The sequence below is a fragment of the Nocardioides eburneus genome (genome assembly GCF_040838215.1).
Taxonomy (GTDB): domain Bacteria; phylum Actinomycetota; class Actinomycetes; order Propionibacteriales; family Nocardioidaceae; genus Nocardioides; species Nocardioides eburneus.
The window spans coordinates 74,224-90,055 of record NZ_JBFPJR010000016.1 but is presented as its reverse complement, the minus strand read 5'-3'; the positions used below and the strand labels follow the sequence as shown (position 1 = coordinate 90,055).

Below are 15,832 nucleotides of genomic sequence, written 5' to 3'. Positions count from 1 at the left end.
GGCGCGTGCGCACGTCGTCCGTGCGCACGCGCCGACTCGATCGAGCGACACGGGCCGAGTCGGCGTCCATGGACGCCGACTCGGCCAACCATTCACGCCGGCCCGGCCGACCAGTGGGCCGGCCCGGCGATGGGTCAGAACGAGGCGAGCGCCTCGTTGAAGGTCGCGGACGGCCTCATGACGGCGGAGGCCTTGGCGTCGTCGGGTCGGTAGTAGCCGCCGATGTCCGCGGGCTTGCCCTGGACGGCGAGGAGCTCCCCGACGATCTTCTCCTCGTTGGCCGCGAGCGACTCGGCGAGCGGCTTGAACGCGGCCGCGAGGTCGGCGTCCTCGGTCTGGGTCGCGAGCTCCTGCGCCCAGTAGAGCGCCAGGTAGAAGTGCGAGCCGCGGTTGTCGATCGTGCCGAGCTTGCGGCCCGGGCTGCGGTCGTTCTCGAGGAAGCTGCCGGTCGCGCGGTCGAGCGCGGCGGCGAGGACCGTCGCACCCGGGGTGCCGGCCTGCTCGGCGTACTTCTCCAGCGCCGGGACCAGCGCGAAGAACTCACCCAGCGAGTCCCACCGCAGGTAGTCCTCGGCGACGAGCTGCTGGACGTGCTTCGGCGCGGAGCCGCCGGCACCGGTCTCGAACAGGCCGCCGCCCGCGATGAGCGGGACGACGGAGAGCATCTTGGCCGACGTGCCGACCTCGAGGATCGGGAAGAGGTCGGTGTTGTAGTCGCGCAGCACGTTGCCGGTCACCGAGATGGTGTCCTCGCCCCGGCGCATGCGCTCGAGGGAGTACGCCGTCGCCAGCTCGGGCGTCAGGATCTTGATCTCCAGACCCTCGGTGTCGTGCTCGGGCAGGTAGGCCACGACCTTCTTGATCAGCTCGGCGTCGTGGGCCCGCGACTCGTCGAGCCAGAAGATCGCCGGCGTCTCGGACGCGCGGGCGCGGTTGACGGCCAGCTTGACCCAGTCGCGGACCGGGATGTCCTTGGTCTGGCAGGCGCGCCAGATGTCACCGGCCTCGACGTCGTGCTCGAGGAGCGTCTCACCGGCCGCGTTGAGGACACGCACGGTGCCGGCAGCCGGGATCTCGAAGGTCTTGTCGTGGGAGCCGTACTCCTCGGCGGCCTGCGCCATGAGGCCGACGTTCGGCACGCTGCCGATCGTCGCCGGGTCGAGCGGACCGTTCTTCTTCACGTCGTCGATGACGGTCTGGTAGACGCCGGCGTAGGAGCTGTCCGGGATGACCGCGAGCGTGTCGTCCTCGCCGCCGTCGGCGCCCCACAGCTTGCCGCCGTTGCGGATGAGCGCCGGCATGGAGGCGTCCACGATGACGTCGGAGGGGACGTGGAGGTTGGTGATGCCCTTGTCGGAGTTGACGTAGGACAGGCGCGGGCCCGACGCGAGCGCCGCGTCGAAGGCCGCCTTGATGTGGGCGCCGTTCTCCAGCGTGTCGAGGCCCGCGAGGATCGCGCCGAGGCCGTCGTTGGCGGAGAGGCCGGCCGCGGCGAGGTCGGCGCCGTACCGCTCGAAGACGTCGGCGAAGTAGGCCTTCACGACGTGGCCGAAGATGATCGGGTCGGAGACCTTCATCATGGTGGCCTTGAGGTGGACGGAGAAGAGCACGTCCTCCGCCTTGGCCGTGGCGAGCGCGTTGGTGAGGAAGGCGTGCAGGTCGGCGACCGACATCCTGGTCGCGTCCACGATCTCGCCCTCGAGGACCTTGAGGCCCTCCTTGAGGACGACCTTCTCGCCGGCCGTGGTCTCGAGCACGATCGAGAGCGTGTCGTCGGCGGGCAGCGTCACGGACTTCTCGTTGCTCTTGAAGTCGTGGGCGCCCATCGTCGCGACGGTCGTCTTCGAGGCGTCGTCGAACGGCTTGTTGGTGTGGGGGTGGGCCTTCGCGTAGTTCTTGACCGAGGCCGGCGCGCGGCGGTCGGAGTTGCCCTCGCGCAGCACCGGGTTGACCGCGGAGCCCTTGACCTTGTCGTACTTCGCGCGGATCTCCCGCTCCTGCGGCGTCGCGGGGCTCTCCGGGTAGTCCGGGACGGCGTAGCCCTGGGCCTGGAGCTCCTTGATCGCCGCCTTGAGCTGCGGGATCGAGGCGGAGATGTTGGGCAGCTTGATGATGTTGGCCTCGGGCGTCTTGGCCAGCTCGCCCAGCTCCGTGAGCGCGTCGGGCACCGCCTTGTCACCCAGCTCGTCGGGGAACTGCGCGAGGATGCGGCCGGCGAGCGAGATGTCGCGGGTCTCCACCTCCACCCCGGCCTTCGCGGCGTACGCGGAGATGATCGGCAGGAACGAGTACGTCGCGAGCAGCGGCGCCTCGTCCGTGTGGGTGTAGATGATCTTGGCCATGGGTGCGGCGACTCCTGACATGCGGATGCAGTGACGAGACGGAAATTCCCTTGACGTCAAGATACCTGACGTCGGTGACACCCCCGTCCCGGGCCACCTTCGCACCCCGGACCCGGAGTCCGAAAGGTCTAGAGTGCCGTCATACCCGCATGTTGTTCAGACGTCTTGCGCAGACCGAGTCGGGTTTCGACTCTCACACCGAAGGGCAGTTCACGGGACATGACTGAGGAAACGACGACACCGATGCCGCCGGCCCCGGCGGTGCCCGCACCCACACTCGTGCAGAAGCTCGCCGCCGAGTCGATCGGCACCCTGATCCTGGTGGTCTTCGGCTGTGGCGCCGCGACGGCCGCCTGGATCGCCAACCAGCGGGAGGTGAACGCCTCGTTCGTCGGCACCGTCGGCCTCGCCTTCGGCCTCGCGATCGTCGTCACCGTCTACGCCTTCGGCCGCATCTCCGGCGGCCACTTCAACCCGGCCGTGTCGGTCGGCGCCGCCATCTCCGGCCGGATCTCCTGGATCGAGGCCGCCTACTACGCCGGGGCGCAGATCGTCGGCGCGATCGTCGGCGCCTTCCTCGTCTGGATCACCGCCCACGGCTTCAAGGGCTATGACTCCACCGACTTCTTCATCGGTGAGAACTCCTTCGGCGACGGCGGCATCCGCTGGTGGGGCGCCCTCATCGCCGAGCTCGTGCTCACGGCCATCTTCGTCCTGATCATCCTGGCGACCACCGACACCCGCAACGAGCACCCCGGCCTCGCCCCGCTCGCGATCGGACTCACCCTCGCCGCCATCCACTTCGTGGCGATCCCGCTGACGGGTACGTCGGTCAACCCCGCCCGCTCGATCGGCCCGGCCCTCTTCGCCGGTGGTGACGCGCTCAAGGACCTGTGGCTCTTCATCATCGCGCCGCTCCTCGGCGCCATCCTGGCCGGCGTGGTCTACCCGCTCCTGTGGGGACGCGCCGAGGAGCCCGTGCCGGGCTCCGGCTGGCAGTTCGCCACCGCCAAGCCGGCCGTCGCCCCGGGCTGGGGTGCGCCCGACCAACTGCAGCAGCAGTGGAACCAGCAGGACCCCTGGGCGCAGGCCGCCGGCCCGCAGGCACCGGCCTCCCCGCAGTACGCGCAGCAGCCCGCCGCTCCCGCGGCCCAGGACTGGGGCCAGCCGGCCGCGCAGACGCCGCAGCAGGAGCTCCCGAACGAGCAGACCCAGATCTCGGGCCAGTCGTGGCAGCAGCCCGCCCAGCCCGCCGCCGAGGGCGAGCTCCCGGTCTACGAGCAGGACGGCTGGCGCTGGGACTACGCCAAGCAGCAGTGGGTCCCCATCGAGGACAACGGCCAGACGCCGCAGGCCTGACCGCCCTCTCCTCGCACCACCACCCGCACGACGCCGACGGCCGGCCCGGAGAACCGGGCCGGCCGTCGGCGTACGTCAGGGGGTCTCAGACATCGGGGACGCTGGACGCCAGGATCCAGAGCGCGACACCGGTGGCGACGAGGAGCGCGGCGTCGAACCAGCGGTTGCGTACGGCGAGCATGCCGGCGTCCCGGGCCGGGAGGATCGCCCGGACGCCGGAGGCGACCACGAGCGCGCCGCCCATCCAGTGCACGCCCGTCCGCCAGCGTCCCGTGGAGACGATGACGATCCCCACGATGGTCGCAGCGAGGATCACGAGGTAGACCGCGCCACCGATCGTCGAGGGATGCCGCCGAGGCTCGTGCTCCACGGGCGCGACCTCGACGGGGTCACCCGGCCCCTCCCCCGCGGCGTCGGCCGACTCCGCAGGACGCGGCGCGACCGAATCCGGGGCCGAAGGCACCTCGTCGGGGGTGCCGTCGGCTCCGGAGCCGCTGGTCTTGGGGGGCACAAGGGTCAAACTTAGAGCCTCCCGGCGGCGAGCTCGGCGGTCTGGACGATGTTGGAGAGCAGCATGGCGCGCGTCATCGGGCCCACGCCGCCCGGGTTGGGCGACACCCAGCCGGCGACGTCCCAGACGTCGGCGGCCAGGTCGCCGGCGATCTTGCCGTCGACGCGGGAGACACCGACGTCGAGCAGCGCGGCGCCGGGCTTGACCATGTCGGCGGTGATGATGCCGGGGACGCCCGCGGCGGCGACGACGATGTCGGCGTTGCGGGTGTGGGCGGCGAGGTCACGGGTGCCGGTGTGGCAGAGCGTGACGGTCGCGTTCTCGGAGCGGCGGGTGAGCAGCAGTCCGAGCGGGCGCCCGACGGTGATGCCTCGACCGACCACGACGACCTCCGCGCCGTTCAGCTCCACACCGTGGCGCCGCAGCAGCTCGATGCAGCCCACCGGGGTGCACGGCAGCGGACCGGGCTCACCGAGCACGAGCTTGCCGAGGTTGTAGGGGTGGAGGCCGTCGACGTCCTTGGCCGGGTCGACCCGCGAGAGCAGGGCGAACTCGTCGAGCCCCGTCGGCTGCTGCACCAGGAAGCCGGTGCAGGCCGGGTCGGCGTTGAGCTCGTCGATCGCGGCCTCGACCTCGTCCTGCGTCGAGGTGGCGGGCAGGTCGACGCGGATCGACTCGATGCCGATCTCGGCGCAGTCCTTGTGCTTGGCGGCGACATACCAGTGCGATCCCGGGTCGTCGCCGACCAGCACGGTCCCCAGACCCGGGCGCACGCCCTGGGCCTTGAGCTTCTCCACCCGCTCGGCCAGCTCGGCCTTGATGGCCTTCAGCGTCGCGGTGCCGTCCAGCTTCTGTGCAGTCACGGTTGCATCCTGTCGGTCGTGGTTCGGGATGAGGCGCCGCGTTTCCGTCGTACGGTTGGGTTCCACGCTCCGGGCCTGGGGTGAGCCGTCCGCCTCATGCTGAGCGCCTGTCAGTGGAAGAAGTGCCGGGTGCCGGTGAAGTACATCGTCACGCCGGCCTTCTGGCAGGCCTCGATGGTGAGCTCGTCGCGCACGGAGCCGCCCGGCTGGACGATCGCCTTCACTCCTGCGTCGAGGAGGATCTGCGGACCGTCCTCGAACGGGAAGAACGCGTCCGAGGCGGCCACGGCGCCCACGGCCCGCTGCTCGTCGCCGGCGAGGGTGTTGGCGCGCTCCACGGCCAGTCGGCAGGAGTCCACGCGGTTGACCTGTCCCATGCCGATGCCGACGGCGCCGCCGTCCTTGGCGAGCAGGATGGCGTTGGACTTCGCGGCGCGCACGGCCTTCCAGGCGAAGGCGAGCTCCGCCAGGGTCTGCTCGTCGGCGGCCTCGCCGGTCGCGAGCGTCCAGGACGAGGGGTCGTCCCCGGGCGCGTCGACGTGGTCGACCTCCTGCATCAGCAGGCCACCCGAGATCGGGCGGGTCTCGACCGGGGCGCCGCCCTCGACCGGCGCGACCAGGATCCGGATGTTCTTGCCGCCCCGCGGCAGGCTCTGCAGCACCTCGAGCGCGCCGTCGTCGTACGCCGGCGCGACGATCGCCTCCGTGAACGTGTCACGCAGCTGCTCGGCCATCGCGACGGAGACCGGCCGGTTGGCCGCGATCACGCCGCCGAAGGCGCTCACCGGGTCGCACGCATTCGCCCTGCGGTGGGCCTCGGCGATGTCGGCGCCGACCGCGATCCCGCACGGGTTGGCGTGCTTGATGATCGCGACCGCGGGCTCGCCGAAGTCGTTGGCGGCACGGCGCGCGGCGTCGGTGTCGACGTAGTTGTTGTAGGACATCTCCTTGCCGTGCAGCTGCTCGGCGCTCGCCAGGCCGGCCGGACGGCCGTCGGCGAGGTAGAGCGCGGCGCCCTGGTGCGGGTTCTCGCCGTACCGCAGGGTGGAGGCCTTCTCGTAGGCGAAGCCGACGAACTCCGGCCAGCCGTCCTCGCTGGGCGCGTAGCTCTGCGCGAACCACGCCGCGACGGCGGCGTCGTACGCCGCGGTGTGGGCGTACGCCGCGGCGGCGAGCCGCTTGCGCGCCTCGAACGTGAAACCGCCGGCCCGCACGGCCTCGATGGTCGCGGCGTACTGCGCCGGCGAGGTCACCACGCCGACACTCGGATGGTTCTTCGCGGCAGCGCGGACCATGGAGGGCCCGCCGATGTCGATCTGCTCGACGACGTCATCGGGAGCCGCGCCCGAGGCGACCGTCTCGCGGAACGGGTAGAGGTTGACCACGACCAGGTCGAACGGCTCGACCTCGAGGTCCTTGAGCTGCTGGACATGGGAGTCGAGGCGGCGGTCGGCCAGGATGCCGGCGTGGACGCGCGGGTGCAGCGTCTTCACCCGCCCGTCGAGGCACTCGGGGAAGCCGGTGAGGTCCTCCACCTTCGTCACCGGCAGGCGGAGGTCGGCGATCAGCTTCGCCGATCCACCGGTCGAGACGAGCTCGACGCCCGCCTCGTGGAGAGCCTTGACCAGGTCCTCGAGACCGGTCTTGTCATACACGGACACCAGCGCGCGCTTCACAGCGATCTGGTCAGTGGTCACGCCACACTCCTCATCGGGTCGCTTGTTCGACGAGGGCACCCAGGCGGTCGATGCCGACTCTGCCCGTCCTCGGGCAACACTCCCCGGTGGTCACCCACCCGCGCCAGTCGTGTGCCCTCACTGTATCGGCCGCGCCGCCCCGAACCGAACCCGTCGGCCGTCCAGGTGGAAACCCTCGCGGGCGATCCGGCCGATGCTGTCGACCAGCATCCGCCGCTCGGCCACCTTGATCCGCTCGTGGAGCGTCTCCTCGGTGTCGTCGTCCTCGACCGGCACGACCGCCTGCGCGACGATCGCCCCGGTGTCGACGCCCTCGTCGACGACGAAGAGCGTCGCGCCGGTGACCTTGACGCCGTACTCCAGCGCGTCCCGCGCGCCGTGCATCCCCGGGAACGACGGCAGCAGCGCCGGGTGCGTGTTGAGGAAGCGGCCGGCGAAGCGCGCCAGGAAGGACGCCCCGACGAGCTTCATGAAGCCGGCGGAAACGACGAGGTCGGGGGCGTACGCCGCGGTCTGCTCCATCAGCGCGGAGTCCCACGCCTCGCGGGCGTCGAAGTCCTCGACCTTCAGCACGAAGGTCGGGATCTGGGCCTGCTCGGCGCGCTCGAGCGCGAGGATGCCGTCGCGGTCGGCGCCGACGGCGACCACCTCGGTGGCGTACGCCGGCTCGGCGCAGGCGTCGAGCAGCGCCTGGAGGTTCGAGCCGGTGCCGGAGACGAGGACGACCAGGCGCAGGGGGTTCGACACGGCGGGAAGTCTACTGACCGGGCTCGTCGGCGGGCTTCTCGGCGGGCTCGTCGGCGGCGTCGATCACCTCGGTCATGGCCGTGTCCTCGCCGGGATCCTCAGCCGGCCCGTCGGCCGACTTCTCGGGCGTCGGGGACTCCTCGGACTTCCCGGACGACTTCTCCGACGGCTCGGCGGGCTCCTCGGGCTGTGTCGTCCTCGCGCCCAGCCGAGGACGAGCGACCTTCCGGGTCTGGTCGACGTCGACCCGGGCGACCTTCTGGGTCCGCTCCGCCTCGGCGGCGTCGTCCTCGCGCGTCGCGCTCGTCGACGCGGACGCCGAGACGCGCTCGGCCGGGATCCCCGCCTCCACGTCGGCCGGCGGAGTGCGGCGCTGCCACCAGGTCATCGCGAGGCCCGCGAGCACGCCGGCCACGCCGAACCAGGCGATGGCGTGGACGAGCACCTGACCGGCGTACGGGCCGACGTCGGCCATCCGCCCGGGACCGACCGCTCCCCCGGCGAGCCCGGAGACGACACCGATGACGACACCGGAGACCACGCCGGCGCAGCCGCCGCGGAGGGCGCCGTGGTCCCAGCGGAGGGTGGGCCGCCGCCGCTGCACGCGTACGACGGCGACGACCGCCACGAGCGGCGCGAGCGCGAGCAGGGCCGGTGTCCACGCCGGGTGGGGCCCGGGGTCGGGCAGCGCGGCGAGGAGAGGGAACATGGGCAGCGGCCCGAGCGCGACGGCGGTCGGGCTGACCACCGTGCCCACGCCGACGGTGAAGCCCGGCCCGAGCAGGTAGGCGGAGGAGAAGACCGCCGCGTTCGGCAGCACGAGCAGGCTCAGCAGGGTGTAGAGGGTCCCGCTGCCGGCGCCGAGGTGGAGCTGTGACATCACGTTGACGGCGGTGCCGAAGTCGACCACGAGGGCCGCCACGAGGACGAAGGCGCTGACCCCGAGCCAGACCAGCAGCATCGTGCGCACCGTCGCCGCGGTCGCGCGCACGACCGGCGGCAGCAGCGCCACCCAGCCGGCGGCGCGCCCCGAGCCGACGGCGATCGCCGTACCGCCGACGAGGACGCAGAGCCCGATGGACCAGGCCACCACGCCGGCCGTGCTCGGCGAGGTCTCGGCGGAGCCGGCCAACGCCACGACGACACCGGCGACGACGGCGTAGGTGAGCGTGAACAGGCCGGCGGTGACCGGCACCGTGAGGTCACGCTCGCCGTCGGCGAGCGCGTCGAGGTCGGGGCCGTGGCCGGAGACCGAGTCACCGACGCGGAGCCCGACCCGCCAGATCGCCCAGGCGCAGGCGAGCGTGAGCCCGAGCGGCACGGCGGTCACCGGCGCGCCCGAGACGACGAGCCCGGAGCCGTGCGCCATCAGCCAGCCGAGCGCGCCGACCCGGAGGGCGTCCGACGGTGTGCCGTGGGCGCCGGCGTCGCTCAGGAACCAGCCCACCACCCCGACGGCGAGACAGACGACCAGCGGACCGAGGGCAGCCGCGGCTCCACCGAGGAGCGCCACCGCGACCAGCGGGCGACGGTGACGCAGGTCCTCGCGGACCTCGGCGGCGGTGCGTCGGGTGCGGGGCGGAGACTGCAGCAAGGAGGCCATCGGGGCCCATCCTCACCCCCGACGCAGGGCGGGCGCGGAAGGCACGCCGACACCACATCCGCGCCGTCGGCGGCCGTCCATGACCACGGGTGACCAGCGGTGACGTAGTCTCACCGCCTGTCATGGGGACCGCAGCAGCTGAGCATCAGGCGTTCGAGTCGTTCTACAAGGACGTCCGCGGACGGCTCCTCCTGCAGACCTGGGCGTTGACCGGCGACCTGTCCGCGGCCCAGAAGGCCGTCCGTGACGCGCTCGTCATCGCCTGGCACCACTGGCGGAAGGTGCGCCGTCTCGACCCGGACACCCACGACCGCGAGGATTGGGTGCGCCCGCTCGCCTGGTCGCGCGCGCAGCGGCGCCACTCCGTGCCACACTTCCACCGCGACAAGGACATCCCCGAGGACGTCCGGGCGACACTCGCCGCGCTCGGCAAGCTCACGATCACCCAGCGCAAGGTCCTGCTGCTCGCCCACCTGAGCGCGGTCTCGCTCGAGCAACTGGCCCGCGAGGTCGCCATCACGCAACCGCGCGCCGAGCGGGAGCTGCAGGCCGCGACGGCGGCCTTCTCGGCCGCGCGCGGGCTGCCCGCCAGCAGCATCCTCACCGTCTTCGAGCCGATGGGCCAGGTGGTCGCCGCCCAGCGCTGGCCCCGCAGCACGATCCTCACCCGCGCCGGCTCCACCCGGCGTCGTACCCACACCGTCGCGGGCGTCGCCGCCGCCGTGGCCGCACTGGTCGGCTCCGGGTTCTTCGTCGCCCACGAGGCCGACTCCCACCCGGGCCTGCGCACCCTAGCGCTCCACACCCGCAGCGAGGACGACACCACGACACCGACCGGCGACACGGCCTATCCGCTCGGCTCGGGCGACCTGCTCGACTCCGCCGACGTCGCCGCCGACCTCGGCGGACGCTGGACCACCACGATCACGGCCGACAACAAGCGCGGCACCGGCCTCTCGTTGCCCTGCCAGCGGGCGCGGTCCGCCGACCCGAGGGCGGAGGCGGCGCTCGCCCGCAGCTACACCGGCCCCGGCCGCGCGGTCACGGCCGGCCAGGCCACGGAGGCCTCCGCTTCCAGCACGGCCGCGAAGGCGGCCTACCAGCGCGCCCTGCAGTGGTACGCCGGCTGCCAGGAGCCCCGCGTCCAACTGCTCTACACCCGGTCGGTGACCGGCGTCGGCGACGAGGCGACCGTGGTCGGGCTGCGCAACTGGAACGCCCCGGAGCGGGCCGTCGTCGTCGGCGTCGCCCGCACCGGCGCCCTCGTCACCTCGGTCGCGACGACCGTGCCGGGGCGCACGAAGCCTGCGCTGACCCGCGCGACGAAGCTCCTCGGCGCCGCGGTCGAGCGCACATGCACCCTTCCCGGGCACGGCGCCTGTGCGACGAAGGCGCCGCGTGCGACCGACGTCCCCGCACTGCCGGTCGGGAAGCACCCCGCCCTCCTCGGCGAGACGGACCTCCCCCCGGTCACGGGGGTGACGAAGCCCTGGGTCGGCACCGCCCCGGCCGCCGCCCACACCAACCTGGCGGCGACGCGGTGCGACCAGACCAGCTTCGACACCGCGAAGGTCACCGGAGACCTCACCCGCACCTTCGTCATCCCGACCGCGGACCATCTCGACCCCGCGTTCGGCCTGACCGAGACCATCGGCCGACTGGGCAGCCCCCGGGCGGCCGCGGCGTTCGTCGCGACGATCCGCGACAAGCTCGGCAGCTGCAGCAAGCGTGAGCTCGGCAGCCACGTGACGCGGATCTCGACCCGCGCCGAGGGCAGCCGCGAGGTGAGCGTCTGGCGGGTCGTCGTCGAGACCTCCAAGACCAGCGACGTCACCTATCTCATGGCCGTCGCGCGCCAGGGTGACGGGGTAGCGCAGCTCGGCTTCGTCCCGTCGAAGTCCGTGCGGATGAACGCCGCCGACTTCGTCTGGCTCGCCGACCGAGCGGCGGACCGGCTCGCGCACCTGTGATCCGGCGCGCTCGGTCGTCGGCCGAGCGCGCGCACCGGACCGGCAAGGCAAACGCCCCGCACCGTGACCGGTGCGGGGCGCCTGCGTGGAGCGGAAGGGGGCTCAGAGACCCTGAAGGATCTCGCGCATGAGCGCGGCAGTCTCGGACGGCGTCTTGCCGACCTTGACGCCGGCGGCCTCGAGGGCCTCCTTCTTGGCCTGGGCGGTGCCGGCGGAGCCGGACACGATCGCGCCCGCGTGGCCCATGGTCTTGCCCTCGGGAGCGGTGAAGCCCGCGACGTAGCCCACGACCGGCTTGGTGATGTGCTCCTTGATGTAGGCCGCGGCGCGCTCCTCGGCGTCGCCGCCGATCTCGCCGATCATCACGATCGCCTTGGTCTCCGGGTCGTCCTCGAAGGCCTGGAGGGCGTCGATGTGGGTGGTGCCGATGATCGGGTCGCCGCCGATGCCGATGGCAGTGGAGAAGCCGAAGTCCTTCAGCTCATACATCATCTGGTAGGTCAGCGTGCCCGACTTGGAGACGAGGCCGACCGGGCCCTTGCCGGTGATGGTGTGCGGCGTGATGCCGGCCAGCGACTCGCCGGGCGTGATGATGCCGGGGCAGTTGGGGCCGATCATGCGCGTGTCCTTGCCCTGCAGGTAGGACCAGACCTCGGCGGTGTCCTGGACCGGGACACCCTCGGTGATGACGACGATCAGCGGCATGCCGGCGTCGATCGCCTCGATCGCGGCGTCCTTGGTGAACGCCGGCGGGACGAAGAGGACCGACACGTTGGCGCCGGTCTCCTTCATCGCCTCGGCGACGCTGCCGAAGACGGGCAGCTCGACGTCGTTGCCGTCGTGGTCCTTGTGGGTCACGGTCGTCCCGGCCTTGCGGGCGTTGACCCCGCCGACGATCTGCGCGCCGGAGTCGAGCATCAGGGCGGTGTGCTTGGCACCCATGCCGCCGGTGATGCCCTGGACGATGATCTTGCTGTCCTTGTTGAGGTAGATGCTCATGTTCTTCTCTCCCCGTCTCAGGCGTTCGCCAGCTCGGCGGCCTTGTCGGCGCCCTCGTCCATGGTGAACGCCTGGGTGACGAGCGGGTGGTTGCGGTCGTTGAGGATCTGACGGCCGAGCTCGACGTTGTTGCCGTCGAGGCGGACGACGAGCGGCTTGGTCGCCTCGTCGCCGAGGATGTCGAGCGCGCCGACGATGCCCTTGGCGACCTCGTCACACGCGGTGATGCCACCGAAGACGTTGACGAAGACGCTCTTGACCTGCGGGTCGTTGAGGATCACGTCGAGGCCGTTGGCCATCACCTGGGCGTTGGCGCCACCGCCGATGTCGAGGAAGTTGGCGGGCTTGACGCCGCCGTGGTCGTCGCCGGCGTACGCGACGACGTCGAGGGTGCTCATGACGAGGCCCGCGCCGTTGCCGATGATGCCGACCTGACCGTCGAGCTTGACGTAGTTGAGACCGAGGTCCTTGGCCTTCGCCTCGAGCGGGTCGGCCTCCTCACGGATCTCGAACTCCTCGTGCTCGGGGTGACGGACCTCGGACGCGTTGTCGTCGAGCGACACCTTGCCGTCGAGCGCCTCGAGCTTGTCGCCGGCCAGCCGCGCGAGCGGGTTGACCTCGACGAGCGTGGCGTCCTCCTCGACGAACACCTTGTAGAGCGCCTGGATCATCTCGACGGCCTGCTCGAAGACGGCCTCGGGGAACGCGGCCGCCGTGGCGATCTCGCGGGCCTTGGCCTCGTCGACGCCGGCGCCGGGGTCGATGCCGATCTTCTGGATGGCGTCGGGGTTGGTCTCGGCGACCTCCTCGATCTCGACACCGCCCTCGACCGACGCGATGCAGAGGTACTGGCGGTTGGAGCGGTCCAGCAGGAAGGAGAAGTAGTACTCCTCCTCCGGCGGGGTCGCCGGCGTGACCAGGACCCGGTTCACCGTGAGGCCCTTGATCTGCATGCCGAGGATGTTGGAGGCGTACTCGAACGCCTCGTCGGGGGTCTTGGCGAGCTTGACGCCACCGGCCTTGCCTCGGCCACCGGCCTTGACCTGGGCCTTGACGACGGTCACGCCGCCGATCTTCTCGGCCGCGGCCTTGGCGGCCTCGGCGGTCTCGACGACGACACCGAGGGTGGTCGCCACACCGTGCTTGGCGAAGAGCTCCTTCGCCTGGTACTCCATGAGATCCACTGATCCACCTGGTTTTCGTATTGCGGTACGGGCGCGCGAACGGGGGCGTTGCGCTGCCACGCGTCGAAGTTGTCCGCGATGCACCCTAGACCTCGGTCACGAGCGACGACGAGACCAGGGCGCCCGACGTGACGTACGCCACGCCGGGCACATCGGGCCATGCACTGTCGCATCTCCGCCACGGCGCTGGCGGAAATAGGTCACGCGTACGGCGCCCTCCGCGGGAGCGGCATGGGGCCGGTGCAGACCGCCGCCGGGCGATTCTTGACGGCTCTGTTCGGTCCGTTACAGTCGGGGCTCGCCGTCTGAACCCCGAGCAGCGGAGCTATGAACACATGGGTAACCACCGAGCCGATGTCGACACGGACATCTTGTCGGTGACCCCTCCCTCTCCCTACGTCGGAAAGCGCCGCGCGGTCCCCGCCGGGGAGACCGCGGTCGAGACGGCGGCGAAGGCGCCGTACGTCGGCAAGCGCCGCGCGCTGCCGGTCGAGGAGCGGGTCGCCCGTCCGCTCCCGACCCGGCTGGTGCTCCACGAGCCCGTCCTCGACCGCGACCACCACGAGCGCGAGGACGACGACGCCCGCATCACGACCGGCGAGCTCCGCGCCCTGGTCGACCCGGACCTCGAGGACACCGCGCCGCACCCGCGGGTCGAGCACGTGCCCCACGACGCCTCCCGCGACGGCTCCGTCTTCCGCCTCTCCGTCACGCCGCCGCGTCCGGCCGACCCGAGCCCGTCCGCCTGGACGCTCCCCGGGCCGCGCCGCTTTGTGGCCCCCGTCGACCCGACCCGCTTGACCGAGCCGGAGGCGGAGACGGCCGCCACCGCGCCGCTCTTCTCCCCCGACTCGATGACGATCGAGCTCCCGCGGATCAGCGTCGCGGCGACGTACGCCGCCGACCTGACCGCCGACACGACGACCTCGCTCCCCGCGGTCTCCGTCGAGGGCAAGGGCGGTGGCCGCCGCCGGTCGCCGGACCGCCGGTCGGTCTTCAAGAGCCTTCCGTCGCTCCCGGCCGCCGTCGGCGCCTGCGCGATCGCCGCCGCCGTCGGCGGTGCGCTCGTGACCGCCCACGCCGGCAGCCCGACCGCCCCCGACACCCGCGTGACCAGCGCCAGCGCCCTCACCGGCAGCAGCGCGGTCGGCAAGGTCGGCCACGACCGTGACGTGCCCGTCAGCAGGGGTGGTGGCCGCACCGGTGGCGGCACGTCCGACGCCCAGGCCGCCGCGGACAAGCGCGCGCGGGCGCTCACCGAGCTCGACGCGAAGGCCGAGAACCAGGACGCGTTCATCAAGAAGAACCAGTGGGGGCTGCCGATCATGCCCGGCGTCTACCACCTCACCGGCCGCTTCGGCGACGTCAGCGGCCTGTGGGCGACGGTCCACACCGGGCTCGACTTCGCCGCGCCGTACGGCACCCCGATCCACGCCGTCGCCCGCGGCGTCGTGACCTCGACCGCCTGGGGCGGCGCCTACGGCAACCGCACGATCGTCACCCTCCCCGACGGCACCGAGATCTGGTACTGCCACCAGAGCCAGTACGGCACCTCCGTCGGCGACACCGTCGCCGAGGGCCAGGTCATCGGCTACGTCGGCGCGACCGGCAACGTCACCGGTCCGCACGTCCACATCGAGGTCCGCCCCGGCGGCGGCGACCCGGTCGACCCCGACGCCGCCTTCAAGGCCCACGGCATCGACCCCGACGCCAACCAGTAGTCGAGTCGAGGGTTCTGGTCCCTCGAGTCCCGCGTTGTGGTCCCTCGAGTCCGGCGTTGTGGTGCCTCGTGCGGCATCAAATCGGGCACCGACTCGATCGCGGGTCACGCCTGCGCACGCCGCGGACGACCACTCGCGCTCGCGTAGCCTGTCGCGGTGGAGCTGATCAGGACCGCCTCGGCTGAGTTCGAGCGCGCCGTACGCCGCCTGCCTGCAGACTCGTGGGACCTCCCGACGCCCTCGGAGGTCACCGTGCGCGAGCTCGTCGCGCACGTGGTGACCGGCAACGACTTCACGGCGCTGCTCCTCGCCGGCGTCCCGCGCGACGAGGCTCGGGCCGCGATCGCCTGGGATCAGCTCGACGGCGAGCCGCTCGCAGCCGTACGTGAATCGGCCGCCAGGCAGGCGGCGGCCTTCGACGCCGCACCGCCGAGCTTCGTGGTGCCGCATCCCCACGGAGACATCCCGGTGGCCGCGTTCCTCCGCTTCCGGCTCGTCGATCTGGTCGTCCATGCGTGGGATCTGCGCCGCGGCGCCGGCCTCGATGAGAACCTCGACCCGGCGGTCGTACGCGCTCTGTGGGAGCTCGTCGCACCGTATGTGGACGAGATGCTGGCCTTCGGCGCGTACGGCGAGGGCCCCAGCGGCACGCTGCGACCGGAGGCATCGCTGCAGCTCAGGCTGCTCGACGCATTCGGCCGCCGACCGTTGCTGCCCTTGGACTGAGCGTCGTCCCAGTGCGGGTCTGAACGACGTGGCCCCCGCAAGGCGGAGGAGCGAAGGCGGTCTGGGAGCGAAGCGACCGCCGAGCGACGACAACGCCGCGGAGTGCGCGC

General features: G+C 71.9%; 12 protein-coding genes and 1 riboswitch. Of the genes, 4 read left to right on the top strand and 8 right to left on the bottom strand.

Annotation, left to right across the window (positions count from 1 at the left end; translation table 11 throughout):
* Positions 1–134 precede the first annotated feature (134 nt).
* Positions 135–2,342 (bottom strand): NADP-dependent isocitrate dehydrogenase, encoded by a 2,208-nt coding sequence (locus AB3X52_RS11050; RefSeq protein WP_367994123.1) that lies wholly within the window; start codon positions 2,340–2,342, stop codon positions 135–137.
* A gap of 219 nt (positions 2,343–2,561) precedes the next feature.
* Here AB3X52_RS11050 and AB3X52_RS11045 point away from each other — a divergent pair, with 219 nt between their 5' ends.
* Entirely contained in the window at positions 2,562–3,701 is a 1,140-nt protein-coding gene (locus tag AB3X52_RS11045) for an MIP/aquaporin family protein (RefSeq protein ID WP_367994122.1), read from the top strand.
* An 85-nt stretch (positions 3,702–3,786) separates the two neighbouring features.
* Here AB3X52_RS11045 and AB3X52_RS11040 read toward each other — a convergent pair whose 3' ends face one another.
* From AB3X52_RS11040 to AB3X52_RS11020, 5 genes are all read right to left on the bottom strand, one after another.
* On the bottom strand, positions 3,787–4,212 hold the full coding sequence (locus AB3X52_RS11040) for a DUF3017 domain-containing protein (protein ID WP_367994125.1): 426 nt from the start codon (positions 4,210–4,212) through the stop codon (positions 3,787–3,789).
* An 11-nt stretch (positions 4,213–4,223) separates the two neighbouring features.
* On the bottom strand, positions 4,224–5,075 hold the full coding sequence (locus tag AB3X52_RS11035; protein WP_367994121.1) for a bifunctional methylenetetrahydrofolate dehydrogenase/methenyltetrahydrofolate cyclohydrolase: 852 nt from the start codon (positions 5,073–5,075) through the stop codon (positions 4,224–4,226).
* A gap of 110 nt (positions 5,076–5,185) precedes the next feature.
* On the bottom strand, positions 5,186–6,772 hold the full coding sequence (gene purH, locus AB3X52_RS11030) for a bifunctional phosphoribosylaminoimidazolecarboxamide formyltransferase/IMP cyclohydrolase (protein ID WP_367994120.1): 1,587 nt from the start codon (positions 6,770–6,772) through the stop codon (positions 5,186–5,188).
* 30 nt (positions 6,773–6,802) lie between these two features.
* A riboswitch (ZMP/ZTP riboswitch) is annotated at positions 6,803–6,892 on the bottom strand.
* A complete protein-coding gene (gene purN, locus AB3X52_RS11025; protein ID WP_367994119.1) occupies positions 6,890–7,519 on the bottom strand; it encodes a phosphoribosylglycinamide formyltransferase in 630 nt (209 codons plus the stop codon). It overlaps the preceding riboswitch by 3 nt.
* 10 nt (positions 7,520–7,529) lie before the next feature.
* The gene (locus AB3X52_RS11020; protein WP_367994118.1) at positions 7,530–9,122 is read right to left on the bottom strand and encodes a cell division protein PerM; all 1,593 of its coding nucleotides are present in this window, start codon (positions 9,120–9,122) and stop codon (positions 7,530–7,532) included.
* 122 nt (positions 9,123–9,244) lie between these two features.
* Here AB3X52_RS11020 and AB3X52_RS11015 point away from each other — a divergent pair, with 122 nt between their 5' ends.
* Positions 9,245–11,092, top strand: a complete 1,848-nt coding sequence (locus tag AB3X52_RS11015) for a sigma-70 RNA polymerase sigma factor region 4 domain-containing protein (RefSeq protein WP_367994117.1) — start codon at positions 9,245–9,247, stop codon at positions 11,090–11,092.
* Between the two features lie 102 nt (positions 11,093–11,194).
* Here AB3X52_RS11015 and sucD read toward each other — a convergent pair whose 3' ends face one another.
* A complete protein-coding gene (gene sucD, locus AB3X52_RS11010; RefSeq protein WP_367994116.1) occupies positions 11,195–12,091 on the bottom strand; it encodes a succinate--CoA ligase subunit alpha in 897 nt (298 codons plus the stop codon).
* A 17-nt stretch (positions 12,092–12,108) separates the two neighbouring features.
* Positions 12,109–13,275: an ADP-forming succinate--CoA ligase subunit beta gene (gene sucC / locus AB3X52_RS11005; protein WP_367994115.1), complete on the bottom strand. Its 1,167-nt coding sequence runs from the start codon at positions 13,273–13,275 to the stop codon at positions 12,109–12,111.
* Positions 13,276–13,652: 377 nt separating this feature from the next.
* Here sucC and AB3X52_RS11000 point away from each other — a divergent pair, with 377 nt between their 5' ends.
* Positions 13,653–14,996 (top strand): M23 family metallopeptidase, encoded by a 1,344-nt coding sequence (locus AB3X52_RS11000; protein ID WP_367994114.1) that lies wholly within the window; start codon positions 13,653–13,655, stop codon positions 14,994–14,996.
* Between the two features lie 156 nt (positions 14,997–15,152).
* The gene (locus AB3X52_RS10995; protein ID WP_367994113.1) at positions 15,153–15,722 is read left to right on the top strand and encodes a maleylpyruvate isomerase family mycothiol-dependent enzyme; all 570 of its coding nucleotides are present in this window, start codon (positions 15,153–15,155) and stop codon (positions 15,720–15,722) included.
* Positions 15,723–15,832: the final 110 nt, after the last annotated feature.

Bases quoted from the DNA above. Each gene is read 5' to 3' on its own strand.
- AB3X52_RS11050 (WP_367994123.1), bottom strand. From the start codon at position 2,342: ATGGCCAAGATCATCTACACCCACACGGACGAGGCGCCGCTGCTCGCG.
- AB3X52_RS11045 (WP_367994122.1), top strand. From the start codon at position 2,562: ATGACTGAGGAAACGACGACACCGATGCCGCCGGCCCCGGCGGTGCCC.
- AB3X52_RS11020 (WP_367994118.1), bottom strand. From the start codon at position 9,122: ATGGCCTCCTTGCTGCAGTCTCCGCCCCGCACCCGACGCACCGCCGCC.
- AB3X52_RS11015 (WP_367994117.1), top strand. From the start codon at position 9,245: ATGGGGACCGCAGCAGCTGAGCATCAGGCGTTCGAGTCGTTCTACAAG.
- sucD (WP_367994116.1), bottom strand. From the start codon at position 12,091: ATGAGCATCTACCTCAACAAGGACAGCAAGATCATCGTCCAGGGCATC.